Here is a 23726-nt window from a genome sequence, read left to right as displayed (position 1 = left end):
ACACCTTGAAGCAGGGTTGGGAGGAAGCGGCCTGCCGACTTCGGTCGCCACAGCCGAGGTGTTAGCGAGACAACTTTGCGGCAGGAAGACCGATGAAGAAAGGAAAGACAAAACTGACCCGCCATGATGCTGAGCGTCTTTTCGAGGGGTTGCCCAGCGGGAACGCAAAAGTATCGGGCCGGCCCGAGAATCCATTCGAAGCAGGCGCGTTCGACGTAGTCGAGCGCGTCGACGACGAAACGAAACTCTGGAAGGACAACCTCATTACGCTTCCGAAGGCGATCGCGTTGCCTGCCGGCTACGCGTCGGTGTCTCAGATGCGCGAGGCAATGGTCCGGGCATGGCGCGTGAAGTGGATGAGGGAAACTGAAAACGAGGTCGTCACCGAATTCCCGGAAGGATGGAAAGCCGTTCGCCCGGAAAGCGGCCCCATCGAGCTGCGCGATCCGTCCGGCGTGGTCCGCGCTTTGTACGGATGGGCTGCGGATGCTGAACTCAAAATTCTGCCGCGGTATCTGGTCGAATCACAGGCGAACAGTTCAAGCGGTTTAGGCAGCCTGATTGTCCGTGATCGTGGCAATGGTCGAATTCTTGAGCGGTCATCGACCTGGTCCGCTCAGACCGGTACCCATCATCCAGATTGGAGCAGGCTGTCGGCGTGGCTTGACTTACGCTATCCACAACATCGTGATCCGTTGCGGTACTGGGAAGATTGCGAGGAAAACATCCGGAACTGACGCATTACTTCGGCCATCGCCATGACGGATCGGACAGATGCTCCGCAAAATAATCGGACAGCGCAGCCACCTTCGCAGGGCGCGCGCGCGCCGAGGGCGTGACGAAGTAAAGGCCGCCCTTGGTCAACGACCAGTCGGTGAGGATCGCTTCGAGGCGGCCATCGGCAAGATATTCGCCGGCGATGAATTCGGGCAACTCGGCAATGGCGAGGCCGTCGAGCAGCGTGGGCAGCAGCGCATCGGAATTCGTCACGCGCAACGGGCCGGTCGGCATGACCGGCTCCTCCTCGCCCGCGGCGTTCGTGAAGCGCCACACATCGCTGCGCGCGCGGTACGCGTATGAGAGACACGGCCGCTCCACCAGTTCGCGCGGATGCGCAGGCCGACCTTCGCGCTTCAGATACGCCGGCGACGCCACCACGAATTGTGTGACCGCGCACAGCCGTCGCGCGACCAGCGACGAATCCGGCAGCTCGGCAATGCGCAGTGCGGCGTCAAACCCATCGGCAACCAGATCGACCGACGCATCCGAAAGATGCAGGTCGATCGACACCTCCGGGTACGCGCGAAAGAAGCCGGGTAGCAGCGGCGCAACCCAGCGCAGCCCGTACGACATCGGCACGGCCAGGCGCACCCGTCCGCGCGGCTGCACTGACATTTCGCGCGCGGCACTTTCGGCTTCTTCGGCCTGACGGTAGATCTCTCCGGCCTTCTCGCAGATCGTCCGGCCGAACTCGGTCAGCGAGAGCTGGCGCGATGTACGGTTGAAAAGCCGTGCGCCCAGCCGGTCCTCCAGGCGAGCGACGCCACGCGAGACCGTGGCCACCGACACCCCCATCGTGCGCGCCGCGGCCGCGAACGATCCTTCCTCGGCGACCTTCGCGAACATCGCGAGTCCTTCGAAATCAGGCAGCTTCGCCATTTCCCCTCATCTTTGCATTTTTGCAACGTTAGTTTGCAATCAATTCTATTTCGAAAAGCCGGGGGCGTCGATATTCTCCTTACATCGCAGTACGCACTATCGACCGCGGTCATCCATTTACCGAATGAAGGGAGAAACACCATGGCGCGCAAGCTCGACAACAAGATTGCACTCGTTACCGGCGCAACCAGCGGCATCGGCCTCGCCACCGCACAGCGTTTCGCGGCAGAAGGCGCGCACGTCTACCTCACCGGCCGCCGTCAGGCTGAACTCGATGCCGCGGTGAAGGGCATCCGCGAAGCAGGCGGCAACGCGACCGGTGTACGTGTCGATTCCGCGAAGCTGGGCGAGCTCGACGCGCTGTATGCGCAGATCAAGGAAGAACAGGGGCATCTGGACGTGCTGTTCGCGAACGCCGGCGGCGGTTCGATGGTTCCGCTTGGCGGCATCACCGAAGAACACTACAACGACACCTTCGATCGCAATGTGAAGGGCGTGCTCTTCACGGTGCAAAAGGCGCTGCCGCTGCTCGCCGAGGGCGCGTCGGTGATTCTCACGGGTTCGACGGCAGGCAGCGCGGGCACGGCTGCATTCAGCGTGTATTCGGCCTCGAAAGCCGCGGTGCGCTCCTTCGTACGCAGCTGGATTCTCGATCTGAAGGATCGCCGCATCCGCCTGAACACGCTCAGCCCGGGCGCGACGCGCACGCCCGGCCTGCTCGACCTCGCCGGCAACGATGCCGCCCAACGCCAGGGACTCGCCGATCACCTGGCTGCCCAGATCCCGATGGCGCGCCTCGGCGAGCCCGCCGAGATCGCGAGCGCCGCGCTGTTCCTTGCCTCGGACGACGCGAGCTTCGTGAACGGCATCGAGCTGTTCGTCGATGGCGGCCAGCAGCAGATCTAGTCGTCGTTCGAGCGCGCAGGGCGTAGCGGGGGCGGTCTTCGAAAATCGCACCCGCGCCCCGCGCGTACGGCTTTCGAGCGCGATGAAATCAACGCGTTTAGCTATCCGGCCGCCATCGCCGTTCGGCGGCAGAAGCAGGACGACTTGATCGGAACATCCGCCCGCGCTTGCGCGAGGTCAAGCCGCTGCTTGATCAGCATTGACTCGATCTTTTCTCCACGACGAACCAGGCATTCGTACAGTCCGTGCAGCGACCACAGATTGTCGGGATGCTGGCAGGCCCGGCTCAGTTTGCCGTCGAGACCGAGGTCGGAACGATAAACGGACTCCGCCTCGTCGATCCGCCCTTGCTCGAGGAGTAAAGCCCCGAGCGCGTGGCGGGTTGGCTGCATCCATCCCCAAGGCTCGTCATACGGCAGCCCATCGCTTATCTCGACCGACCTGCGTAAATGCGCGAAGGCAGAATCGTAGTTGCCTTTGCGATACTCCAGTTCGCCGTTCAGCATCGACTCGGCAACGCTCAGGAGGTCGACGACAAGGTTGTTATGCACGCGCCGCGTCTCCGGCACGCGGGCCTTTGCCGCCATGAATGATGACTTCTCGGCCTCCGCCGCGGCGACATTGCCGAGCGCGGAATGCGCGACCGCCTTCGCATAATGGATCATGGCGACATTCGAGCAGTAGAGCACCTGATCCGCCGGCAAATCCTGTTCGATGATGTCGTGCCATTTCCCGAAGCGCACGAGGACGTGCTGCTTCATTGTCAGGTAGCCCTCGAGGAAATCGGCCATCGGCGGCGATTGAACACGTAGCACCGCTTCCGGGATCGAGGCGATCAGTTCTTCAGCGGCCGCAATGGCGGGTGTGAACTGGCCAAGGAACGTCGCGCCGTAGATCGCGAAGTGAAAATTGTGGATGACGTAGATCAGGTAGACGCCCGGATCATCCGAATAGCCGAGGAACCTGCGGTCGGTCACCAGTGCTTTCTGGTTATACGTGAGGACGTCGTTGTAGTACCCGCATAGCACGTCCAGATGGGTCGGCATATGGATCAGGTGGCCCGCGTCCGGAACGATCGATCGTAGCCGGTCGCCCGCGCGCAGCGCCCGCTCGGGGAACGGCGACATTTCCATCAGGTGAACATAGAGATGCAGCAGGCCGGGGTGATCCCACGCAGCCGGTACGTTATCGAAAGCGTGTTCAAGGACGGCCCTGCATTCCTCGGTACCGGCTCCTTCGGCGGGCTTGCCGGAGCGCAAATCCCACATTTTCCACGGCGTCTCATTCATGATCGACTCGGCAAAGACTGCCCGGACGTCGAGATCGTCGGCAAAGGCTTCGAAGACGTTGCGCATCTCCTTCGTGTACGCCTTGTCCCATGGCGTCATATCTTCGATCATCTCGCGCTGCGGATAGCGCGCAGGCAGTGCTTCGATCATTGCCTGCTCGACCGGACTTGCCTTCCCGGCATGCGCGAGCGCCAGCAATGCAGCATCATAAGAGGCCGACAACGCCAGTTGCCGACCGTGTGGGTCGTAGCGATCCCAAGGCAGGTTATAGTTCGGCCCCGACGCATAGCTGACGCCCCAATGCGCCATCGCGCATTGCGGGTCATACTCGAGCGCCTTCTGGAAGCACTTGATGGCCTCGCCGTGGTTGAAACCAAAGAGCCAGTTGAGCCCCCGGTCGAACCAGAGTTGGGCTTCCGGCGCGGAGGTGGTGACTTTGCGGCTATAGGGGCCGAGATCGAAATAGGTCATAGGTTTCTCCGTCATCTCAGTTTCGTCGGGCCGTGTTTGATCGTGGGTCCACATTGGCCAGGCTTAGGCGCGGCGCGACGATCGGCAATCCGCCTTGCCCGAACCATGGCGTGATTCCTGAAAAGCAGCACCGGCCTCGTTTGCCCGTGCAAACTAGACTAGCTGCCTGCGAACGACTCCGGTAGTGGACCTTGGACGTACAAGCCGAACGCATGCGCCGCGGCGGCCGGCACAATCCGCAGGAAACATCGTCATGCGATGGACGCCTGCTAACGCGGGTCTCGACGGACCTCGGGATCTGACGGCCTTCGAGATCGGCACGCGCACACCAGGGCCCGTGCCACAACGATAGAAAAGATATACCCGCGGACTTTTGTATGTCCGGGACCTAACACCTATCATTCTCCCGCAGAGCAGCCACCCCACCGCTACCGCATTAGCCAACGACAAATCCACGTGATCATCCGCGGACGCGATATATCGCAATTCCGCACGATGTTGATCTACACCGAACGTGGAGCCTTGCCGCGAGAGCACGCGCGGCTTCAAGTGTCCTACCGTACTTCAACTTATCCTGGCGGATTGTGAGCCGTCTCCGGGCTTTGCCCCGGAGCGTTGCGTCTCGCCGCTGTTCCGCAGAACATCATGGAGATTCTGTAATGGAAAAACGTCGGTCCTGTTTTCTGTTCTGGTTTCGCGGCGCCTTCGTCACGTTCGCTCTTGTTGCGGCAATGGACAACGTGGCGAACGCCGACTCCGAGACGGAGCCTGCCGGTGCTGTATATGTTTTATCTAACCAGCCCACCGGGAACTCCGTTCTGGTCTACTCACGGTCCCCGAGCGGCACGCTCAGATTCGAAGCGTCGTACCCGACTGGTGGTAAAGGGGCGGGCACGGGAACCGATCCTCTGGCCTCGCAGGGCGCTTTGACGCTCGGCTCTGGCTACCTTCTCGCGGTGAACGCCGGAAGCAACGACGTATCGATGTTTGCGATAGAAGGAAAGAAGCTGACGCTTGTCGACCGCAAGCCTTCTGGCGGGCAAATGCCTGTCAGCATCGCCGTAAACGGGTTCACCGCCTATGTGGTGAACGCCGGCGGCGAGCCGAATATCAATGGCTATCTCATCGATGCCTTCGGGAAGCGTTTGATACCGCTGGCAAACTCGAGGCGATCACTAGCGGGTGGGGCTAATGCGCAACCCGCGCAGGTACGTTTCACCCCGGACGGCGACGAGCTCATCGTCACCGAGAAAGGAACGCAGCTCATTGATACCTTCAAAGTCGGGTTTCTCGGTTATACGACGGGTCCCGTACCGCATCCCTCAAACGGCGTTACACCTTTCGGGTTCTCGGTCACGAATCGAGGCTATCTCTTCGTAGCGGAAGCGGGTTCAGCATCAGTGTCTTCGTATGATGTCGAAGACAACCGACACCTCAATTCGATCAGCGCGTCTATCCCGTTGGGACAAGCTGCACCCTGCTGGCTTGTTACCACAGGCGATGGGCGCTACGCCTTCACGGCAAATGCGGGAGGCCAAACGATTAGCAGTCTGAGACTCGGCGCGGATGGCACAATCCGACTGATGAACGCCAAGGCCGCCGTGCTGAGTGCACCGTTTGATCTCGCGCTCACTAAAAACAGCAAATTTCTGTATGTGCGCGAAGGAGATGGCGCCATTAGCGGATTTCGCGTTTCGACTGACGGTACGCTCAGCCCTGTGGGATCGGTGACTGGCGTACCTGCAGGTGCACAAGGAATCGCCGCGCGCTGAGTCCATTGCGAAGCGTGGGCCAATGGTGGCGCCTGCTTCCCGAGCGCGCCTGCCGAAAGCTCCACGTCTTCGCTAGCGCCGAGACATGCTAACCGCGGCCGAAGCTGCGCCGCTGCCTCATTCACGTTTTCTTGACGTGTGTGTCAAAGATGTATAAAGTGATCTTCGAATAGGGTCACGTGCGTTGCTGCGTTCGCAAAAAACTATCACCAATAAAGAGGAATCGGCCGTGAGATGAGTCGCTGTCTTATGCGTCAAGGCCTTTGTTCAACGAAGCAGCCGTTGTCGACCATCGTTAAACACAAGGAGTTGTCTGTATGAGCGATGCCATCCATTTGCCTTCGCCGTTCAAGGTCGATCTGCGCGAACATCGCGTCGTATTCGGCGCGCCGATCGCTGACGTTCTGGCGGCCGAACTCGAGGCGTTGAATATCCAGCGCTTCGTCCTCGTCAGTTCGCCGAACCTTGCCGCGCGCTTCGATAAGCTCGCGAGCACTGCGGCGAAGCAGCGGTTAGCGGCGCAATTCACCGGTGTGGTGCCGCATGTGCCGGAGCACACCATTTCGGAAGCGCTCGCTGTTGCGCGCAATTCCAAGGCGGACGGTCTGGTCGCATTCGGCGGCGGTACCGCGATCGACACCGCGAAAGGCGTCGCCAACGAACTCGGTTTGCCGATCGTCGCGATTCCTACGAATTTTTCGGGATCGGAAGTGACGTGGGTGTTCGGCGTGACGAAGGAGGGCGTCAAACATCCGACGTACAACCGCAATGTCTTGCCGCGCGCGGTGATCTACGATCCTTCGATGCTGTTGACGCTGCCGGAAGGCGTCGTGGTGTGCAGCGGAATCAACGCGATTGCGCACGCCGTCGAGGCCTTGTACTCGCCACAAATCAATCCGCTCACGCAGGCACTGGCCGAAACCGGCATTCGCAAGATGATCGGCGGCTTGAAGGGCTTGCTTGCTAACGCGGATAGTGGCGCTCGCGAGCAGGCGGCGGCCGGATGTTTCAGCGGTGCGTGGCTGTGTGGAGAAGCGTTATCGCAAGTTGGGATGGGCATTCATCACCGCATTTCGCATCTGCTCGGCGGTACGTACGGGCTGCCGCACTCGGACGCGCATACGGTGATGCTGCCTTATTCGATCGCATTGAACATCGGCCATGTGCCCGCGCTCGCGGCTCTGTCGGACCTGTTTCCCGGCCAGCCGCTTGCGCTGGGGCTCGCCGAATTCGCGATCGCCCACGGCGCGCCGCGCTCGCTCGAAGCAATCGGCTTTTCGTCGAACGACATCGCGGATGCCGCCGCGCTTGCGCTGCGCACGCCTGTTGTCAATCCACGTCCGATTGCAATGGCCGACGTCGAAGCAATGCTCAGGCATGCACACGCCGGCGATCTTGCGGCATGGAGCCGCGTCACGGCGGCGTAAACCAGGTGCAATGGCAGCGCATACGCGACGTGCTCGAATCGTGCGCTTGAGCCGCACGTTCTTAAACCGTCGCCCTTAAGCCGCGCGCTTAAACCGTCGCGAGCCGCGCCACATCCACTTCAAACTGCCCGGTCCAGCGCTTGACCGTGCCCGCGTCGATATCGAACAGATCGAGCACGCGCCCCAGCGTATGGTCGATCATCGATTCGAGGCTATCGGGCCGCGCATAGAACGCCGGCACAGGCGGATAGACGATCGCGCCGATTTCGGTCACGGTCGTCATATTGCGCAAATGCCCAAGATGCAGCGGCGTTTCGCGCACCATCAGCACGACTCGGCGACGTTCCTTTAGCATCACATCGGCGGCACGGGACAGCAGCGAACCCGTGTTGCCGGTGGCGATCTCGGCCAGGGTTTTCATCGAGCACGGTGCGACGATCATTCCGTCGACGGGAAACGATCCGCTCGAAATCGCCGCGCCGATATCGGCGTTCGGATAGTGCTTGTGCGCCAGCGCCTGCACGTCCGCCGAGCGCCATTGCGTTTCGTAGGCGAGCGTCATCTGCGCCGAGCGCGTCATCACGAGATGCGACTCGATATCGAGTTCGCGCAGCATTTCCAGCAGCCGGATGCCATAAATCACGCCTGAGGCGCCGCTGATCCCCACCACGATACGTTTGCGTCGGTTTGTCACGATCGTTCTCTTGTTGAGCGGTTGTCCCGCGTCGAGGTCCGCTTGAGGGGTATGCCTCGCTGAGCGCGAATCATGTCCCCATCTCCAGTTTGAAGGTTGCATGACAGACGTCATGCGGCTCAAACGAAATCTGTTCATGCAAGGCATGAGCGCGATTCATCGTCTCCGGGCCGGTCACATCGGATGAAATCTGTTCATGCCGCACATGAGAAATCACCGTTTGCGACGTGGCTGGTTCTGCCTCAGTCTGCGCTGACAGTCTTGCGCGAACTGCCGCGCGACCCGTCGCGCAATGTAACCCATGGAATGGAACACGTCACGGCGATCGGACTTCGATGATCGCTGCGCGGTCCTTATCTGTCGAGGTACCCGTCGGTGTACTACGCAATCCATGTTCCGCTGTTGCGCTGATTGATATTTCCCCGTTCACTAACCGGACCACCATGAAGAATTTCCCTTCATTCCAGACACATCTGCAAGCCCTCGAAGAAAAAGGGCTCGTTGTGCACGTGCACCGAGAAATCAACAAGGATACCGAGCTGCATCCTCTGGTGCGCTGGCAATTGCGCGGCGGCATTCCCGAATCGGACCGCAAGGCGTTCGTGTTCCACAACGTCGTCGACAGCAAGGGCCGCCGCTACGAACTGCCGGTGGTGGTGGGCGCGCTATCGATCAACCGCGAGGTGTACTCGATCGGGATGGGCGTGCCCGTCGATCAGATTGGCAAGAAGTGGCAGCAGGCGAAGGGCAACCCCGTGAAGCCGGTCGTGGTGAGCGACGCGCCGTGCCAGGAAGTCTGCTTTATTGGCGACGACCTCGATGTGGACGGCCAGGGTCTCGAACACCTGCCGATTCCGATCTCGACGCCGGGCTTCGACAACGCGCCATACACGACATGCTCGCAGTACATCTCGGTCGACCCGGAAAACGGCGTGCAGAACATGGGCACGTATCGCGGCCAGATCAAGGGCAAGCGCCGTGTCGGCTGCAATCCGTCGATCGAAATGGGGCAGGGCATTTATCAGCACTGGCTCAAGTACAAGGCGATGGGTAAGCCGATGCCGGCCGCGCTCGTGATCGGCGGCCATCCGGCCGTGTCGTTCTGCTCGGTGCAAAAGCTGCCGATCGATGTCGACGAACTCGGCGTGGCCGGTGCGATTCTCGGCGAGCCGCTGCGCGTCGTGAAGTGCAAGACAAACGATCTGCTCGTGCCCGCCGACGCGGAAATCGTGATCGAAGGCTTCGTGCCGACCGATTCGCTCGAGCCGGAGGGACCGTTCGGCGAATCGCACGGTCACGTGAACCTGCAGGAATTCAACCCGTATATGAATGTGACCGCGATTACGCGGCGCAAGAACGCACACCTCGTTTCGATCATCAGCCAGGTCACGCCGAGCGAAAGCTCTCTCGTGAAGAAAGTCGCTTTCGAGCCGCTGTTTCTCGACCATCTGCGCAATGCGTTGCGGATTCCGAGCGTCGAGAAGGTCGTCATGCACGAGCCGCTGACAAACCTGCGCAAGCTCGTGATCGTCGTGTTCAACGAAAAGGCCACCGAAACGGAAATCTGGCGTGCGCTGATGGGCGCCGCTTCGTTGCAGCCCGCGGTCGGCAAGCTCGTGGTCGCGGTCAGCAACGACATCAACCCTGAAAACAGCGATGCGATCTTCTGGTCGATGAGCTACCGCATGAACGCGGTCAAGGACGTGCAGATCCTGCATGGCCGCGATACGGGCCACGGCCCGCGCACGTCGGGTGCGGAGCGTGGCGACGACGCGGTGGACGGCGTGATTCTGATGAACGCGACGCTCAAGGAAAAGCTGCCGCCGATGTCGCTACCCACTAAGCCGTATATGGAAAACGCCAAGGCGATCTGGGAAGAGCTCGGTTTGCCGGCGCTGCGTCCGGAATGGCCGTGGTTTGGCGTCTCGATGGGCGACTGGGACGAGCGCAACGAAGCGATGGCGCAGCGCGCGGTAAGGAGCGAGTACTTCGTGACCGGCGAAGAGCAGACGAGTCAACGCGTGGGGCCCGAGTGGATCAACAAGGACTCGGCCTGGTACTTTGAAGAGAAGCACGAAGGGAAAAGCGAGGAAAAGAACGACATGTAAGCCCCATTCTCATTCGCGCGACAGGCTGAAGGAAAAGCGCGCCTTGTGTGTGTGTCGAAGCGCCGTCGACTGGAGACAGCGGCGCTTCGAGCGGCCGGCCGCATGCGGCGCCGTTCCTCATCGGGCCTTGCTCGCGTATTGGTTTTGCACGTCCGGCCTCACGAATAGAACGACATCAACAGGTGAGATATGTATAAAAAAGGAGGAGCAGTTGGCGCTGCGCGCGTCGTTATGTTGACGCGATCGCTGGCGGCAATGACGTTGGTAGGGTTCGGCTTCACAGCAGGCAATACCGCGCATGCGCAAAGCAGCGTGACGCTATACGGTTCGCTCGATGGCGGTTTGCGCAATCTGGTGAACGGGACCAAAGCAGGCGGCGCAGCGCTTTCGATGGCGTCGAACGGCACGTATAACTCGAACCGTTGGGGCTTTATCGGCAAGGAAGATCTGGGCGGCGGGTACTACGTGCGCTTCAATCTCGAAGCGGGCTATGTGCTTTCCACAGGCCAGAACAACAACACGAACAACCAGCTGTTCCAGCGTACGTCGACGGTCGGTTTCGGCGGACCGTTCGGGCAGGTCGATATCGGCCGGCAATTTACGTTGCAGCACTTTTTGACCAAGGACTTCGAACCGTTCGATTTCCACTATCTGAGCATCACGGAAGCGACGGCCGTATCGGGCGGAAACACAGGCCGCGACGACAACGACATCAACTATCACGGCAATTTCGGGCCGTGGGTGTTGCGCGGCGAAGTGGCGGTGGGTGGTGTGCCGGGCAGCGTCGCGCAAGGTTCGGTGCTCGCGGGCGGCCTGAACTACCGCACCGAGACGGTGAAGCTCGGCGCAGGCTATACGCACCGCTCGAATCCGTTGACTGCGACCTCGAGCCAGTTCTTCAATAACGACCAGTACACGGCAGGCGGCACGCTTTCCGTTGGCCCGGTCGACATGATGGCCGGCTACTCGCTCGATATGCAGGCCGTACCCGCTAACGTGAGGGGCAAGACGCGCAACCAGTACCTGTGGGGCGGCGTGCGTTATCAGGTCACACGGTTTTTCAATGCGACGGCCGCGTATTACGACAACAAGAACACCACGGCCGGTGTGGATGGACGCAAGGACGTGGCGATTCTCGGCATCGTTTATCTGCTGTCGAAGCGCACCGAGCTTTATGCGGACATCGACTATACGCACTTCACCGGTGTGTATGTGAAGAATGCGTCGCTCAACGCATCGGGGCATGAAAAGCAGACGGGTATTTCGTTCGGTATCAACCACTGGTTCTAAAGAATGCTTCAGTCGGGCGCGCTGCGCCCGTTAGCCTAAGCAAAACAAAATCGGCAGGAATCTCGCGATTCCTGCCGATTTTTTACCGCCTGCTGCTCGCGCAGATCAATCAATGCTCGTCGAGCGAACCCTGCGCGTTGAAGTGCGCCCGAATGGTCTTCGTATAGTGCAGAAACGCCGGCGTCGCCATCACTTCAAGCGGGCGCGGCCGCGGCAGGTCGATATCGTAGATCGCCGCGATGCCGCCCGGACGTTCGGACATCACGAGCACGCGGTCCGACAGAAACACCGCTTCGGGAATGCTGTGCGTGATCAGCAGCACGGTTTTCTTCGATTCGAGCCAGATGCGCTGCAGCTCCATATTCATGCTTTCGCGCGTCATCGCGTCGAGTGCGCCGAACGGTTCGTCCATCAGCAGCACCGACGGCTCGTGAAGCAGCGCGCGGCAGATCGAGACGCGCTGTTGCATGCCGCCCGACAGCTGCCATGGATACTTTTCCTCGAAGCCGACGAGACCCGCCATTTCAATCAGCTTGTGCGCCTTCTGCCGCGCATCGCGCTTCGGCATATGGCGCATTTCGGCCTGCAGCAGGATATTGTCGAGCACATTGCGCCACGCAAGCAGCACAGCGCTCTGGAACACGATGCCGACGTTTTTCTGCGGACCGCTAATCGACTGGCCCGACAGCGTCATCGATCCCGACGAAATCGGTTCGAGTCCCGCGACCATTTTGAGCAGCGTGCTTTTGCCGCAGCCCGACGGGCCGACGATCGAGACGAACTCGCGCTCGCGGATGTCGAAGTCGAGCGGCCGCAGCGCCTGCATCAAGCCTTGCCGGCTGCGATAGCTTTTGGTCACGTTGCGCAACTCGATCAGCGGCCGTGCCGGCGACGCGGCGGGAGTTCGATAGTGGGTTTCGTCGAGCTTCAGTACGGTGGTCATGGCGGAACGGATCTGAATTGAGGGAAGAGGGGGCGAGGCGTGCGGCGCTCAAGGCACGAACGCGCCCGTGTAGTACTTCGCCGGCGCATTCGCGGACGCATCGAGCTTGCTGTACTGAACGATCGACGCAACCGAACTGTCGATGTTCTTCGCGCTGACATGGAAAATCGGCAGCTTTTCCGTTTCGGGCGTCCGGTAGAACGGAATCGTCGCCTGCAGCGTGCGGATCATCGTCTCGCGCGAGCCGGCGCCTGGCAGCGTTTTCAGCAGCGCATCGACGGCTGCGGCCGGGTCTTTCTCCGCTGCGTCGACCGACTTTGCCGTCGCACGCATAAAGCGCTTGAGCAGATCGGGGTTGTCCTTGATCATGTCGTCGCGCGCGATGATGCTAAGCGTCGCGACGTTGACGTCATAGTCGGCAAAGCGGATCGCGCGCGCAGGCTTTTTCGTGGCCTCTTCGACGGAAATCAGCGGAATCGTCGCGAAGCCGACCAGCAGATCGGCATGCCCGGTGATCACCGCATTGATCGTCGTTTGCGGGTTGCCGGTAATCGTTTTGAAATCGCTGTCTTTCAGGCCGACCTTGTTCATGAACATGGTCCAGATCTGCGACGACGCATCGCCGGGCGCGACCGCGACCGTTTTGCCCTTGATGTCCTGCGGCGTCTTGATGTTCTTTTCCGCAAGGCCGACCACCGAGGTCGGGTTCTCCTGCATCAGCACGCCGATCGCCTTGACGGGCGCGCCTATCGCCGCCACCTTCACCATCGTGCTGAAATCGGCATAACCGATATCCGCGTTATGCGTGGCGACGGCCTGCACGGTCGGCCCCGAACCGTGTCCCTCGATCAGCTTCAGGTCGATGCCTTCGGCGTCGTAATAGCCGCGCACCTTGCCGAGATAGAACGGTGCGACCGCGCCGGTGACCGTGTAGTTGAGCATCATGCTCAACGAGTCTTTCGCATAGGCGCTGCCGCTTGCGCAACAGAACGCGGCGAAACCGAGTGCCGCTGCCGCGCGCAATAGCCGTTTAAGCTTCATATCGTCTCCTGCTTTTTGTGATGTGGAAATTCGAATCGGGCACCGCGCGTTGCGCGCAGTGCCTGTGCCGCCATGCTTTGCGTGCGGCGCGTTACGTCTTGCCGAGCAGTCGCGCGCGATGCGACGAGTGCCACGGAATCGCGACGCGCTCGAGCATGTCGATCACGACGAACAGCAGCGCGCCGATCACGGAAAGCACGACGAGCGCCGAGAAGATCAGCGGCTGATCGAAATTGCCGTTCGCGCGCTGCAGCACGAAGCCGAGCCCCGAATTCGCGCCGACAAATTCGCCGACCACCGCGCCGACCACCGCCAGCGTGATCGATACCTTCATGCTCGAGAAGATCGACGGCAACGCATGCGGCAGGCTGATCTTGAAGAAGGTCTTGATCGGCGAACTGCCCATCGATTTCGCGAGATCGATCAGGTCCTTCTCGACGGACTTGAAGCCGAGCACGGTCGAAACGACGACAGGAAAGAACCCGAGCAGAAACGCGACGAGCATGCGCGGAAACAGCCCGAAGCCGAACCAGACGACAAAAAGCGGCGCAATGGCCACTTTCGGAATGCTCTGCGAGAACACGACGAGCGGATACAGATAGCTTTCGATCAGCGGCGACGCGGCCACGAGCATCGCGATCGGCACGCCGATCAGCACCGAAAGCGCAAAGCCGCCGAGCGTCGCATAGAGCGTCGGCAGCGATTCCTGCAGCAGCATCTGCCATTGCGCCGCGATCTGCTGACCGATCGCCTCGGGCGTCGGCACGAGGTACGGCGGAATCTTGAACACGCGGATCACGAGATCCCACGCGACGATGACGACGACAATCAGGAGCAGAGGACGGACCCACTGCGAATTCAGGATTTTCCTCGTGACATTCACGGCATTAAACCTCTGTGGTGAGTGGTGCCACAGAGATTGACCGCGCGACCGGCAGTGGGCAAACGCTAATTGTTCATGCCGAACATGAGAGAAATTCATCCGGCAGGGTGGGCACGGCATCCGCGCAGGCAGGCTGGATCACGCAATGCGCCTCTTCGCAAGGCAATGAATAGTTTTCATACGGGGCATGAATGATCGTCGTTTGCCGCGCCAGCAGCGGCCCCGCAATATCCGCTTACCGGCTCGCAGCAGACCTGACGCGCACCTGAAACGCAGTGAAACAGGCGCGCGGCATCGAGCCAGCCCTGATTTCACCTTTCGGCCAGCGGAGCAAAGCAATGAATCAACCGATCAGCCCTGATGTCGTTTCATCCCACGTCACCGTGCGGGACGGCGCGCGCATCGGCTACAGCCTCTATGGCGGAATGCAGAACGCGGTGCGCGTCGTACTCGTGCACTCGCTTGCGATGGACCGCTACTTCTGGACGCCCGTCGTCGAGCGCCTGCTGCCGCGCGCGTCCGTGCTGGCCATCGATGCGCGCGGGCACGGTTCGTCCGACAAGGTCGCGGGCCCATACACGGTGACGCAGTTCGCGCAAGACGTGTACGACGTCGTGAGCGGCACGGGCTTTCGCAATGTGCTGATCGCGGGCGCGTCGATGGGCGGTTGTGTCGCGCTCGAATTTGCGGCGACCTATCCCGACGCGATCGGCGCGGGCCTCATCGACACGACCGCGTGGTACGGCGAGACCGCGCCGCAAGACTGGGACGAGCGCATGAAAAAAGCCGAAGCAGTCGGCATGGCGCCGCTCGTCGAATTCCAGACCACGCGCTGGTTCAGCGACGCATTCCGCGCGTCTAACCCGGACGTCGTGCAGCGTTGCGTCGATACGTTCCTGCGCAACGGCGTCGCGCAATTCGCCGCGACCGGCCGCATGCTCGGCGCGTTCGACGGCCGCGCGCTGATGAAGGACGTGAAGGTGCCGGCGTGTGTGATCGTCGGCGAAGAAGATTACGCAGCGACGCCTGCGATGGCGCGTGCGCTGCATCAGGGCGTGGCCGGCTCGACGTTCGTCGAGATTCCGAAGGCGCGCCATCTGACGCCGCTCGAAACCCCGGACATCGTCGCGAACGAACTGCATAAGCTGCTCGATCGCGCCGGCTGTGCGCGATAAGCACGGCATAAGCGTGTGATAGAAAAAGGGAGCGCACTAGATGATTCCGTTTGAGCTCGCAAGGCCCCGGTCGCTGACCGAAGCGATCGCACTGCTGGATCCGGAGGACCCGGATATCCGACCGATGGGCGGCGGCACGGCGGTGATGCTGATGATGAAAGCGGGCGTGCTGAGGCCGACGCGGCTCGTTAGCCTGCGCGATGTCGAACCCGAGTACGCGCAGGTCGGCATCGGCAATAACGGCGAACTGCAGATCGGCGGCCTGACGCGGCTCGCCACGCTAGAACATTCGCCGCTCGTGAAGGAAGGCTGGCCGCTGCTCGCGCGCACCTTGCGCACGCTGTCGAATGTGCGCGTGCGCAACGTCGCGACGATCGGCGGCAATCTCGCGCACGCGGACCCGCATATGGATATGCCGCCGGTGCTGAGTTCGCTCGGCGCGCGCGTAACCATTCAAGGCCCGAACGGTGAGCGCACGGTGCCCGTCGAGCAGTTGTGCACCGGCTATTACGAAACGGTGCTGGCGCGCGACGAACTGATTTCGCGCGTGATCGTGCCGCCGCAAGCAGGCCGTCCGGCCGCGTATATGAAGGTGACGACGCGCGCGTCGCACGACTGGCCCGCGCTCGGCGTAGCCGTCGTGCTCGATATGCAGGGCGCGGCAATCAGGCAGGCGAGCGTGATTGTCGGCGCGGCAACCGACCGGCCCACGCGCCTTACCGAAGCCGAAGCGCTGTTACGCGGCGCCGAGCCCAGCGACGAAAAAACGCTGCGCCACGCGGGCGAAGCGGGCGCCGCGCAACTCGATATCGTCGGCGACTCGCATGGCACGGCGAGCTACAAGAAACAGTTGCTGAAGGTCTACCTGGGCCGCGCGGTGCGTACGGCGCTTGCCGCCGTGAACTCGCGCGGTACCGCATTCGAGGGCCACGCCTAAATGAAGATTGAAACGAAGCTGGACGAACAGCCGGCGCAGAAGCAGATAGGCCGCTCACTGAACCGGCTCGAGGCGCGTTCGAAGGTTACCGGACGCGCCGACTATATTCACAACCTCGTGCTGCCGCGCATGTTGCACGGCAAGATTCTGCGCAGCACGGTTGCCCATGGAAAGATCGCGGGCATCGACACGAGCGCGGCGCGCGAGTTGCCGGGCGTATTCGGCGTCTATACCGCGCAGGATATCGTCAAGGTGATTCCGGAGCCGTACTACGGCCCCGCGTTTCACGACCAGCCAATTCTCGCGCTCGAAAAAGTGCGCTATATCGGCGAACCGGTCGCCGTGGTGCTCGCGACCGATCCGCATATCGCGGAAGAAGCGACGCACCTGATCATGGTCGACTACGAGGAACTGCCGGCCGTGTTCGACGAAGTCCAGGCCGCGCAATCGGACGACGTGCTGGTTCACGAGTTTCTGCGGCCCGCCGGCACTTTTCCCGATCTCAAGCATCTGGCCGGCCGCAAGGGCACCAATGTGGCGCTCGATTTCAAGCTGCGCCGCGGCGACGTCGATGCGGCTTTCGCGAATGCCGCACACGTGTTCGAAGACACGTTCAAGACGCAGCAGGTCATGCATACGCCGCTGGAACCGATGGTGTCGGTGGCCGAGCCCGATGCGGGCATGGGCACGCTGACTGTGTACACGGCTTCGCAAAGCCCGTCGTTCGTGCGGATCGAGATCGCGCGTCTGCTCGGCTGGGACGAGAACCGCGTGCGCGTGAAATCGGCGCTGCTCGGTGGTGGCTTCGGCGCGAAGCTCTATATCAAGCTCGAAGCGCTCGTCGTTGCACTCTCGCTGCTCGCGAAGCGCCCGGTGAAGATATCGCTGACGATGGAAGAGCAGTTCTTCACGATCACCAAGCACGCCACGACGTTCCGCATGAAAACAGCGGTGTCGGCCGACGGACGCATTACCGGTCGCAAATGTGAAGTGTGGTGGAACGGCGGCGCGTATGCCGATATCGGCCCGCGCGTGACGCAGAAGTCGGGCTTTACGGCGACCGGCCCGTACGACATCGAGAACGTCTGGGTCGATTCGTATCAGGTGTACACGAACCTGCCTCCCGCGGGCGCCTTCCGCGGCTTCGGCATTCCGCAGATGGTGTGGGCCTACGAGAGCCACGCCGATATGATCGCGCGCGCGTTGAAGGTCGACCCCGTCGATTTCCGGCGCCGCAATATCCTGCGCGAAGGGCGCATGCATCCGACCGGCACGACGATGCACGATGCGGCCGTCGAGCTCGTGCTCGAACGCGTCGTCGAGCGGATGAACTGGCATGCGCCGTTCGAGCGCGGCACCGGCACGCTGCGGCGCGGCCGCGGCATCGGCGTCGGTTTCAAGGCGCTGGTCGCACCGACCACTTCGATGGCGATGATCAGCCTCGCCGGCGACGGCAGCTGCACCGTCTATTCGAGCACGGTCGATATGGGGCAGGCGTCGGAAACGGCGATCGCGCTGATGGCCGGCGACGTGCTCGGCATTGCCGCGGAACGCATCAAGGTGATGCGCCCCGACACCGATGTGACGCCGTACGACATGGCGACGCTCGGCTCGCGCTCGACGTTCCATATGGGCCACGCGGTGCGCCTCGCGGCCGAGGACGTGAATCGCAAGATCGCGGAACTGGCCGAGGAACTCGGCGTGCCGACCGTGCCCGCGATTCGCGCGGGCGAACTGCTGCGCCAGAAGTACAAGATGCAGGCTGGCAATATCGTCGGCATCGGCAGCTTTATTCCGAGCTACGAGTCGCCGTCGCACGAAACAGGCCAGTCGGAAAACATCACGCCGAACTGGATGGTCGGCGGATGCGGCGTCGAGGTTGAAGTGGATACCGAAACCGGCCATTTCAGGCTGCTGCGTTTCGAGAACGTCGTCGATTGCGGCACACCGATCAATCCGAAAGTGGTCGATACGCAGATTTCGGGCGCCGCGATCATGCAGCTCGGCATCACGCTCTTCGAACGCATGGAGTTCGACGAAGTCGGTCAGCTGCGTAATGCTTCGTTCGCCGAATACAAGATTCCGGGCATCCACGATATCCCCGCGAAAATCGGCCGCGAAACGGTCGAATCGGTGCAGAACAACGGGCCGTTCGGCGCGAAAGGGGTGGGCGAGAGCTCGACGTTCGGCGTTGCGTCCGCGATTGCCGAAGCGATCGAAGACGCGGTCGGCGTGCGTCTGAAGTCGCTGCCGCTGACGCCCGAGAGTGTCTATCGCGCGCTGTGCGCGGCGCGCAACGAACCGCTAGCAGAGGAATAACGATGAGCGCAACTTCCGTCATGATCCGTTTCACGCTGAATGGCGAACCGGTCAGCGCCGAGATCGAACCGCATCAAACCATTCTTGAAGTGCTGCGGCAGCAGTTCACGCTGTATGGCGCGCGCGAAAGCTGCGGGCAAGGCCTGTGCGGATGCTGCACGGTGATTGTAAATGGCGAGAGCGTGTCGGGCTGCCTCTATCTGGCCGCGATGGCCGACGGCGGTGAAGTCAGCACGGTCGAAGCGCTCGATGCGAACGGCGAACTCGATATCGTGCAACAGGCCTTTATCGAATGTGGCGCGTTTCAATGCGGCTTTTGCACGTCCGGCTTCATCCTGATGAGCAAGCAACTGCTTGATCGCAACCCGGATCCGAGCGAAGCGGAAATCCGCCATTTCCTGTCGGGCAACCTGTGCCGTTGCGCGGCTTACCCCGAGATTATCGAAGCCGTGAAGCTCGCGGCGCAGATGCGCAAGTCGAAGGCGGTAGCCGTGTAGCGGTGCCTGTGCGCGCCGGCCCGGCACCGAGCAGGCAAAACCCGCGCGCGGCGTAAAACAATAACGAAGGAGACAAGTCGATGCATCAACCTCTGGAGCGGCCGGACACCGGCGGCGCGCCGCCGCATGCGTCAAACGATGCGGCCGCGAACGTCGTCTGGTACCGGTCGATCAGCGGGCAGCAATGGCGCGCGCTTGCCGCATCGAATCTCGGCTGGTTCTTCGACGGCTACGAAACCTACGCGCTGATCCTGACTGTGGGCGGCGCGCTTGGACAGTTGCTGGAGCCGTCGCTGCGCGGCCAGATTCCGTTCTATGCGGGCCTGGTGATCGCGTTGACGTTGCTCGGCTGGGGCATCGGCGGCCTGATCGGCGGCGTGCTGACCGACTATATTGGCCGCAAGCGGATGATGATGCTCGCGATACTCGCGTATTCGCTCACCACGGGCTTGAGCGCGTTGTCGTGGAACTGGGCGTCGTTTGCGGCGCTGCGCTTTATCGTCGGCCTCGCGATGGGCTCCGAATGGGCCACCGGCACCGCGATGACCGCTGAAATCTGGCCCGACCGGCATCGCGGCAAAGGCGCGGGCCTGATGCAATGCGGCCTCGGCACCGGCTTTTTCGTCGCGTCGTTCATATGGCTTTTTATGAGCGGTGCGGGCGAACATGCGTGGCGCTACATGTACGTGATCGGCGTGCTGCCGGGGCTGGCCACCTTGTGGATGCGCGCCGGCATTCCGGAATCCGAACAGTGGCAACGTGTCAACGCGCATCGCAAGGCGTCGCTTGCACGCAAACGCGCGGGCGCGACGCTCGACGAGCACGAGCGGGCGCTCGCGCGCTTCACGCTGATCGATCTGCTCAGCGACCCGAAACTGCGCCGCCGCACCTGCATCGCTGTGCTGATGTCGCTTTCGACGACACTCGGCTGGTGGGGCATCTCGACGTGGGTGCCGCCGTATATCGGCTCGGAGGCCGCGCGGGCGGGCCTGCATGCGGCAACGTGGGCGAGTTTTGCCGGCATGGCTTATAACGTGGGTGCGATCGCCGGCTACATCGGCCTCGGCTTTCTTGCCGACGCCTACGGTCGCAAGCGTATTACGTGCCTGTTCTTTGCGATGGCGTTCGTGCTGACGCCGGTGCTTTTCATGTGGACCCACGATATCGCGCTGCTGCTCGTGATTTCCTGCGTGACCGGCTTTTTCAGCCTCGGGCAATATACGTGGATGCCAACCTGGCTGCCCGAGCTGTACCCGACGCGTGTACGCGGCACGGCCATCGCATTGTGCTTCAATGTGCCGCGTTTTCTGGCGTGGACCGGGCCGCTTGTCGCCGGCACGCTGATCGCCCGGTTCGGCGGTTACGGCCACGCAGCGGTGACGGTCGGCTTTATTTATCTTGTTGGTCTCGTGCTGGCGCCGTGGTTGCCGGAAACGCGAGGACAGCGCTTACCCGAAGAGGTCTGAACCATGAACTTTATTTTTACCGACAAGGTGCCGGCGCCCGGCGGCCATTATTCGCAAGCTGTGCAGGCGGGCGGCTTTACGTTTGTTTCAGGCATGTTGCCGGGGCCGGGTGTGGCGGTCGACGGGCCCGAGAATTTTGCGCGCCAGGTGCGCGCGACACTGCAGCACTGCGAGCGCGTGCTCGAGGAAGCGGGCTGCAAGCTGACCGATGTCGTGCAATGCACCGCTTATATCGTCGATGTCAACAACTGGCCGGAATTCAACAAGCTCTATGCGGAGTATTTCGGCACGCACAAGCCCGCGCGGGCCGTGGTGCCGGTGCCGGAATTGCATCATGGCTTTCTCGTCGAGTTGCAGATGGTGGCTTATCGGGCGGCTTGACGCTGCGTCGCGCGGCGTGGCGTGGCGTCGTCGAAGGCGGTAGCGCGGTGTAGTGCGAGCCCGCCGTCGCGGTAGAACAAAGCGTACGGCAAAGGAGGAGACGATGGACAGCATCGACGTGACCGTGCTGCGCAATGCCGCGCAGTGGCTCAAGGCGGGCCGCCGCGTCGCGCTCGTGACGGTGACGCGCACGTGGGGCTCGAGTCCGCGTCCGGTCGGCGCGCTGCTTGCGATGCGCGACGACGGCGCGGTGAGCGGCTCGGTATCGGGCGGCTGTATCGAAGACGATCTGATGGAACGCGCCCGCGCGCAGCTGCTCGCGGGCGAGCGGCCCGAAGTCGCGACCTATGGCGTGAGCGCCGAAGAAGCGCGGCGTTTCGGCCTGCCGTGCGGCGGCACGATGCAGCTCGTGATCGAGCCGCTCGCGGGCGATGCCTCGCTTACCGCGCTCGTCGAACTGCTCGATCAATGCGAGCACGGCAATCTGATCGCGCGCGAACTCGATCTCGCCACCGGCCGCGCGCGGCTGCGGCGCGCGAGCGCCAACGAGCAGCTGCGTTTCAACGGCACGACGCTCGTCACTGTGCATGGGCCGCGTTACCGGTTGCTGATTATCGGCGCGGGCGACCTGTCGCGTTTTCTCGCGGTGATTGCGAGCGGCCTCGGCTATCAGGTGACGGTGTGCGATCCGCGTGCGGAATACGCGGACGAATGGGACCTGGCCGGCGTGCAGATCGTGCGGACGATGCCCGACGATACGGTGCTCGACATGCAGCTCGACGCACACAGTGCGGTGGTCGCGCTGACCCACGATCCGAAGCTCGACGATCTCGCGCTGATCGATGCGCTGCAAACGGAAGCGTTTTATGTGGCCGCGATCGGCTCGCGCCGCAACAGCACGGCAAGACGCGAACGCCTGCGGCTTTTCGATCTCGACGACGCGCAACTCACGCGTTTGCATGGACCTGCCGGCATTCATATCGGCAGCAAGACGCCGCCCGAAATCGCGGTTTCGATTGCGGCGGAAATGACGGCCGCGAAGAACGGCGTAAAGCTGCCGCGCTCGTTGGATGTTGCGCAAGCGAAGGCCGAAGAGGAACGATCGGAGCCGTGCGCGGTGCTTGCCGGCTGACGTGCGTCAGCTCCCGTAAGAATGCGACGCTACGTCATCGCTGCAACGACTAGGAGATATTCCGGAACGTCGATTGCCCTGAACGATTCTGCAAGAACACCTCGCGCGCGAGCGCGTCATCGGGTCCGTCCGCGCACAGCAGCCGCTCATAGGCGCGCTCCGATACATCGGCATACCAGCGCAGATCGCCATCGCTATAACGCACCTCGAGTATCCTGGTCTCGCCATCGTAGAACACGGAGTAAATGCGTTCCCCGCGTAGCCGTACATGAGGCCGCTTCAGGTTGTACGTCTGCGTAAATTCAGACGGTATATACGGAAAGAGCGTGACCGGGGCTTCTGTCATGACCAGAGAGCGGCAGACTCTGGACAACGCTTTTCCAAACCAATAAAGACACTTTCTGAGGCGTGCAAGCATAACGGGGACTTCTACGTCGGTAACAGTACTTGCACTTAAAACAACGGGTGGGTGTTGAATATTCCGAACCATTGGAGAAAGCAGTTTTGCTTTTCACGATCCTGGGAAATCGGTTTTTTCGGGTTACTCATGTAACCGATAAAAATCAGTTATAACATCCAATCATAAGAGACTTTCAGTTTTTAGATTCGCTTCAGGATTCCGTCATTCGCGATCGGAATGGGCGCGCTGAATAAAGCCACGCAACATCAACTTCGTATTGCAAATTTGTTCAGCCCGTCACGTTCATGAAGGAGACTCTGTATGGTCGCGATTGCCGTCATCGTTGGAAGCACGCGGGAAAGCCGCTTTTCCGAACAGCCCGCAAGATGGATTTTCGAGCGTCTGAATGCACGCAGTGGTGTCGAAGCCCAATGGCTCGATCTGCGGGAGTTTCCGATGCCGTTTTTCGATCAGGCTGTTCTGCCTTCGTGGCCTGGACGGGCGCCGTATGAGCACGCGGTCGTCAAACGCTGGGCTGCGGAGATCGCGCGAGCCGATGGCTTTGTCATCGTCACGCCGGAATACAACCATGGGAGCCCGGCAGTCCTCAAAAACGCAATTGATTGGGTTAACCAGGAATGGCACCGCAAGGCCGCGGCTTTTGTGAGCTATGGAGCCGAAGGCGGCGCGCGCGGCGTCGAGCATCTGCGCGCCACGCTCGCCGTGTTGCAAGTGGCTCCTGTGCAAGCATCGGTTCATATCCCCGCGAGCGCGCTGTGGCAGCACTTTCAGGGAAAGGACGTCACGTCTGAATTGGCCGCGCTCAGCGACAAGGCGACGGCGCTGATCGACGACCTGCTCTGGTGGACTCATGCGCTGAAGTCCGCCCGGGAGGGCGAGCAAAGCCGCAAATAATTCTCGCGAGCGCTGCGCCGC

The 23726-nt window shown here is 61.7% G+C and carries 21 protein-coding genes; 14 read left to right on the top strand and 7 right to left on the bottom strand.

All coding sequences use genetic code 11. From position 1 onward, the window contains the following. Positions 1-92 precede the first annotated feature (92 nt). Positions 93-737, top strand: coding sequence for a hypothetical protein (locus tag KZJ38_RS32285; RefSeq protein WP_219801104.1), 645 nt, complete (start codon positions 93-95; stop codon positions 735-737). Positions 738-741: 4 nt separating this feature from the next. Here KZJ38_RS32285 and KZJ38_RS32280 read toward each other — a convergent pair whose 3' ends face one another. Continuing rightward, positions 742-1659: a LysR family transcriptional regulator gene (locus KZJ38_RS32280; RefSeq protein WP_219801103.1), complete on the bottom strand. Its 918-nt coding sequence runs from the start codon at positions 1657-1659 to the stop codon at positions 742-744. A gap of 141 nt (positions 1660-1800) precedes the next feature. On the opposite strand from KZJ38_RS32280, the gene KZJ38_RS32275 reads away from it, so the two are divergent. Then, positions 1801-2565: an SDR family NAD(P)-dependent oxidoreductase gene (locus tag KZJ38_RS32275; RefSeq protein ID WP_219801102.1), complete on the top strand. Its 765-nt coding sequence runs from the start codon at positions 1801-1803 to the stop codon at positions 2563-2565. Positions 2566-2666: 101 nt separating this feature from the next. Here KZJ38_RS32275 and KZJ38_RS32270 read toward each other — a convergent pair whose 3' ends face one another. Next, complete coding sequence (locus tag KZJ38_RS32270; RefSeq protein ID WP_219801101.1) at positions 2667-4325, bottom strand: tetratricopeptide repeat protein; 1659 nt, start codon at positions 4323-4325, stop codon at positions 2667-2669. A gap of 659 nt (positions 4326-4984) precedes the next feature. Here KZJ38_RS32270 and KZJ38_RS32265 point away from each other — a divergent pair. Then, a complete protein-coding gene (locus tag KZJ38_RS32265) occupies positions 4985-6097 on the top strand; it encodes a lactonase family protein (protein ID WP_219801100.1) in 1113 nt (370 codons plus the stop codon). Positions 6098-6414: 317 nt separating this feature from the next. Further along, a complete protein-coding gene (locus KZJ38_RS32260; protein WP_219801099.1) occupies positions 6415-7524 on the top strand; it encodes an iron-containing alcohol dehydrogenase in 1110 nt (369 codons plus the stop codon). 88 nt (positions 7525-7612) lie between these two features. On the opposite strand, the gene KZJ38_RS32255 is transcribed toward KZJ38_RS32260, so the two are convergent. Beyond that, positions 7613-8218 (bottom strand): UbiX family flavin prenyltransferase, encoded by a 606-nt coding sequence (locus tag KZJ38_RS32255; protein WP_425518390.1) that lies wholly within the window; start codon positions 8216-8218, stop codon positions 7613-7615. A 443-nt stretch (positions 8219-8661) separates the two neighbouring features. On the opposite strand from KZJ38_RS32255, the gene KZJ38_RS32250 reads away from it, so the two are divergent. Next, entirely contained in the window at positions 8662-10326 is a 1665-nt protein-coding gene (locus KZJ38_RS32250) for a UbiD family decarboxylase (RefSeq protein WP_219801098.1), read from the top strand. 255 nt (positions 10327-10581) lie between these two features. Then, on the top strand, positions 10582-11616 hold the full coding sequence (locus KZJ38_RS32245; RefSeq protein ID WP_246641874.1) for a porin: 1035 nt from the start codon (positions 10582-10584) through the stop codon (positions 11614-11616). Between the two features lie 109 nt (positions 11617-11725). On the opposite strand, the gene KZJ38_RS32240 is transcribed toward KZJ38_RS32245, so the two are convergent. From KZJ38_RS32240 to KZJ38_RS32230, 3 genes are all read right to left on the bottom strand, one after another. Then, the gene (locus KZJ38_RS32240) at positions 11726-12559 is read right to left on the bottom strand and encodes an ABC transporter ATP-binding protein (protein ID WP_219801096.1); all 834 of its coding nucleotides are present in this window, start codon (positions 12557-12559) and stop codon (positions 11726-11728) included. A 48-nt stretch (positions 12560-12607) separates the two neighbouring features. Continuing rightward, positions 12608-13600: an ABC transporter substrate-binding protein gene (locus KZJ38_RS32235; protein ID WP_219801095.1), complete on the bottom strand. Its 993-nt coding sequence runs from the start codon at positions 13598-13600 to the stop codon at positions 12608-12610. A 91-nt stretch (positions 13601-13691) separates the two neighbouring features. Then, the gene (locus KZJ38_RS32230; protein ID WP_219801094.1) at positions 13692-14483 is read right to left on the bottom strand and encodes an ABC transporter permease; all 792 of its coding nucleotides are present in this window, start codon (positions 14481-14483) and stop codon (positions 13692-13694) included. Between the two features lie 338 nt (positions 14484-14821). On the opposite strand from KZJ38_RS32230, the gene KZJ38_RS32225 reads away from it, so the two are divergent. From KZJ38_RS32225 to KZJ38_RS32195, 7 genes are all read left to right on the top strand, one after another. Next, the gene (locus KZJ38_RS32225; RefSeq protein WP_219801093.1) at positions 14822-15658 is read left to right on the top strand and encodes an alpha/beta fold hydrolase; all 837 of its coding nucleotides are present in this window, start codon (positions 14822-14824) and stop codon (positions 15656-15658) included. Between the two features lie 40 nt (positions 15659-15698). Beyond that, positions 15699-16595 carry an FAD binding domain-containing protein gene (locus tag KZJ38_RS32220; RefSeq protein ID WP_219801092.1) on the top strand — a complete coding sequence of 299 codons (897 nt, stop codon included), beginning with the start codon at positions 15699-15701 and terminating at the stop codon, positions 16593-16595. Next, positions 16596-18914 (top strand): xanthine dehydrogenase family protein molybdopterin-binding subunit, encoded by a 2319-nt coding sequence (locus tag KZJ38_RS32215; RefSeq protein WP_219801091.1) that lies wholly within the window; start codon positions 16596-16598, stop codon positions 18912-18914. A 2-nt stretch (positions 18915-18916) separates the two neighbouring features. Continuing rightward, positions 18917-19411 (top strand): (2Fe-2S)-binding protein, encoded by a 495-nt coding sequence (locus KZJ38_RS32210; protein WP_219801090.1) that lies wholly within the window; start codon positions 18917-18919, stop codon positions 19409-19411. Between the two features lie 80 nt (positions 19412-19491). Next, positions 19492-20877 (top strand): MFS transporter, encoded by a 1386-nt coding sequence (locus KZJ38_RS32205; RefSeq protein ID WP_219801089.1) that lies wholly within the window; start codon positions 19492-19494, stop codon positions 20875-20877. A 3-nt stretch (positions 20878-20880) separates the two neighbouring features. Continuing rightward, positions 20881-21258, top strand: coding sequence for a RidA family protein (locus KZJ38_RS32200; RefSeq protein WP_219801088.1), 378 nt, complete (start codon positions 20881-20883; stop codon positions 21256-21258). Between the two features lie 103 nt (positions 21259-21361). Continuing rightward, positions 21362-22390 carry an XdhC family protein gene (locus KZJ38_RS32195; protein ID WP_219801087.1) on the top strand — a complete coding sequence of 343 codons (1029 nt, stop codon included), beginning with the start codon at positions 21362-21364 and terminating at the stop codon, positions 22388-22390. Positions 22391-22439: 49 nt separating this feature from the next. Here the strand turns inward: KZJ38_RS32195 and KZJ38_RS32190 are convergent, their stop codons facing one another. Continuing rightward, positions 22440-22736 (bottom strand): KTSC domain-containing protein, encoded by a 297-nt coding sequence (locus tag KZJ38_RS32190; protein ID WP_219801086.1) that lies wholly within the window; start codon positions 22734-22736, stop codon positions 22440-22442. Between the two features lie 375 nt (positions 22737-23111). Here KZJ38_RS32190 and KZJ38_RS32185 point away from each other — a divergent pair, with 375 nt between their 5' ends. Then, positions 23112-23705, top strand: a complete 594-nt coding sequence (locus KZJ38_RS32185) for an NADPH-dependent FMN reductase (protein WP_219801085.1) — start codon at positions 23112-23114, stop codon at positions 23703-23705. The last annotated feature ends 21 nt before the right edge of the window (positions 23706-23726 follow it).

Source organism: Paraburkholderia edwinii, assembly GCF_019428685.1.
In the GTDB taxonomy this organism is placed as follows: domain Bacteria; phylum Pseudomonadota; class Gammaproteobacteria; order Burkholderiales; family Burkholderiaceae; genus Paraburkholderia; species Paraburkholderia edwinii.
This window is presented reverse-complemented; position numbering and strand designations above follow the sequence as displayed.

Excerpts from the sequence above, each read along its gene's own strand:
- KZJ38_RS32205 (WP_219801089.1), top strand. The coding sequence starts at position 19,492 with ATGCATCAACCTCTGGAGCGGCCGGACACCGGCGGCGCGCCGCCGCAT.
- KZJ38_RS32210 (WP_219801090.1), top strand. The coding sequence starts at position 18,917 with ATGAGCGCAACTTCCGTCATGATCCGTTTCACGCTGAATGGCGAACCG.
- KZJ38_RS32185 (WP_219801085.1), top strand. The coding sequence starts at position 23,112 with ATGGTCGCGATTGCCGTCATCGTTGGAAGCACGCGGGAAAGCCGCTTT.
- KZJ38_RS32235 (WP_219801095.1), bottom strand. The coding sequence starts at position 13,600 with ATGAAGCTTAAACGGCTATTGCGCGCGGCAGCGGCACTCGGTTTCGCC.
- KZJ38_RS32285 (WP_219801104.1), top strand. The coding sequence starts at position 93 with ATGAAGAAAGGAAAGACAAAACTGACCCGCCATGATGCTGAGCGTCTT.
- KZJ38_RS32190 (WP_219801086.1), bottom strand. The coding sequence starts at position 22,736 with ATGACAGAAGCCCCGGTCACGCTCTTTCCGTATATACCGTCTGAATTT.
- KZJ38_RS32265 (WP_219801100.1), top strand. The coding sequence starts at position 4,985 with ATGGAAAAACGTCGGTCCTGTTTTCTGTTCTGGTTTCGCGGCGCCTTC.
- KZJ38_RS32220 (WP_219801092.1), top strand. The coding sequence starts at position 15,699 with ATGATTCCGTTTGAGCTCGCAAGGCCCCGGTCGCTGACCGAAGCGATC.
- KZJ38_RS32245 (WP_246641874.1), top strand. The coding sequence starts at position 10,582 with ATGACGTTGGTAGGGTTCGGCTTCACAGCAGGCAATACCGCGCATGCG.
- KZJ38_RS32215 (WP_219801091.1), top strand. The coding sequence starts at position 16,596 with ATGAAGATTGAAACGAAGCTGGACGAACAGCCGGCGCAGAAGCAGATA.
- KZJ38_RS32260 (WP_219801099.1), top strand. The coding sequence starts at position 6,415 with ATGAGCGATGCCATCCATTTGCCTTCGCCGTTCAAGGTCGATCTGCGC.
- KZJ38_RS32225 (WP_219801093.1), top strand. The coding sequence starts at position 14,822 with ATGAATCAACCGATCAGCCCTGATGTCGTTTCATCCCACGTCACCGTG.
- KZJ38_RS32270 (WP_219801101.1), bottom strand. The coding sequence starts at position 4,325 with ATGACCTATTTCGATCTCGGCCCCTATAGCCGCAAAGTCACCACCTCC.
- KZJ38_RS32275 (WP_219801102.1), top strand. The coding sequence starts at position 1,801 with ATGGCGCGCAAGCTCGACAACAAGATTGCACTCGTTACCGGCGCAACC.
- KZJ38_RS32195 (WP_219801087.1), top strand. The coding sequence starts at position 21,362 with ATGGACAGCATCGACGTGACCGTGCTGCGCAATGCCGCGCAGTGGCTC.
- KZJ38_RS32200 (WP_219801088.1), top strand. The coding sequence starts at position 20,881 with ATGAACTTTATTTTTACCGACAAGGTGCCGGCGCCCGGCGGCCATTAT.
- KZJ38_RS32240 (WP_219801096.1), bottom strand. The coding sequence starts at position 12,559 with ATGACCACCGTACTGAAGCTCGACGAAACCCACTATCGAACTCCCGCC.
- KZJ38_RS32280 (WP_219801103.1), bottom strand. The coding sequence starts at position 1,659 with ATGGCGAAGCTGCCTGATTTCGAAGGACTCGCGATGTTCGCGAAGGTC.
- KZJ38_RS32250 (WP_219801098.1), top strand. The coding sequence starts at position 8,662 with ATGAAGAATTTCCCTTCATTCCAGACACATCTGCAAGCCCTCGAAGAA.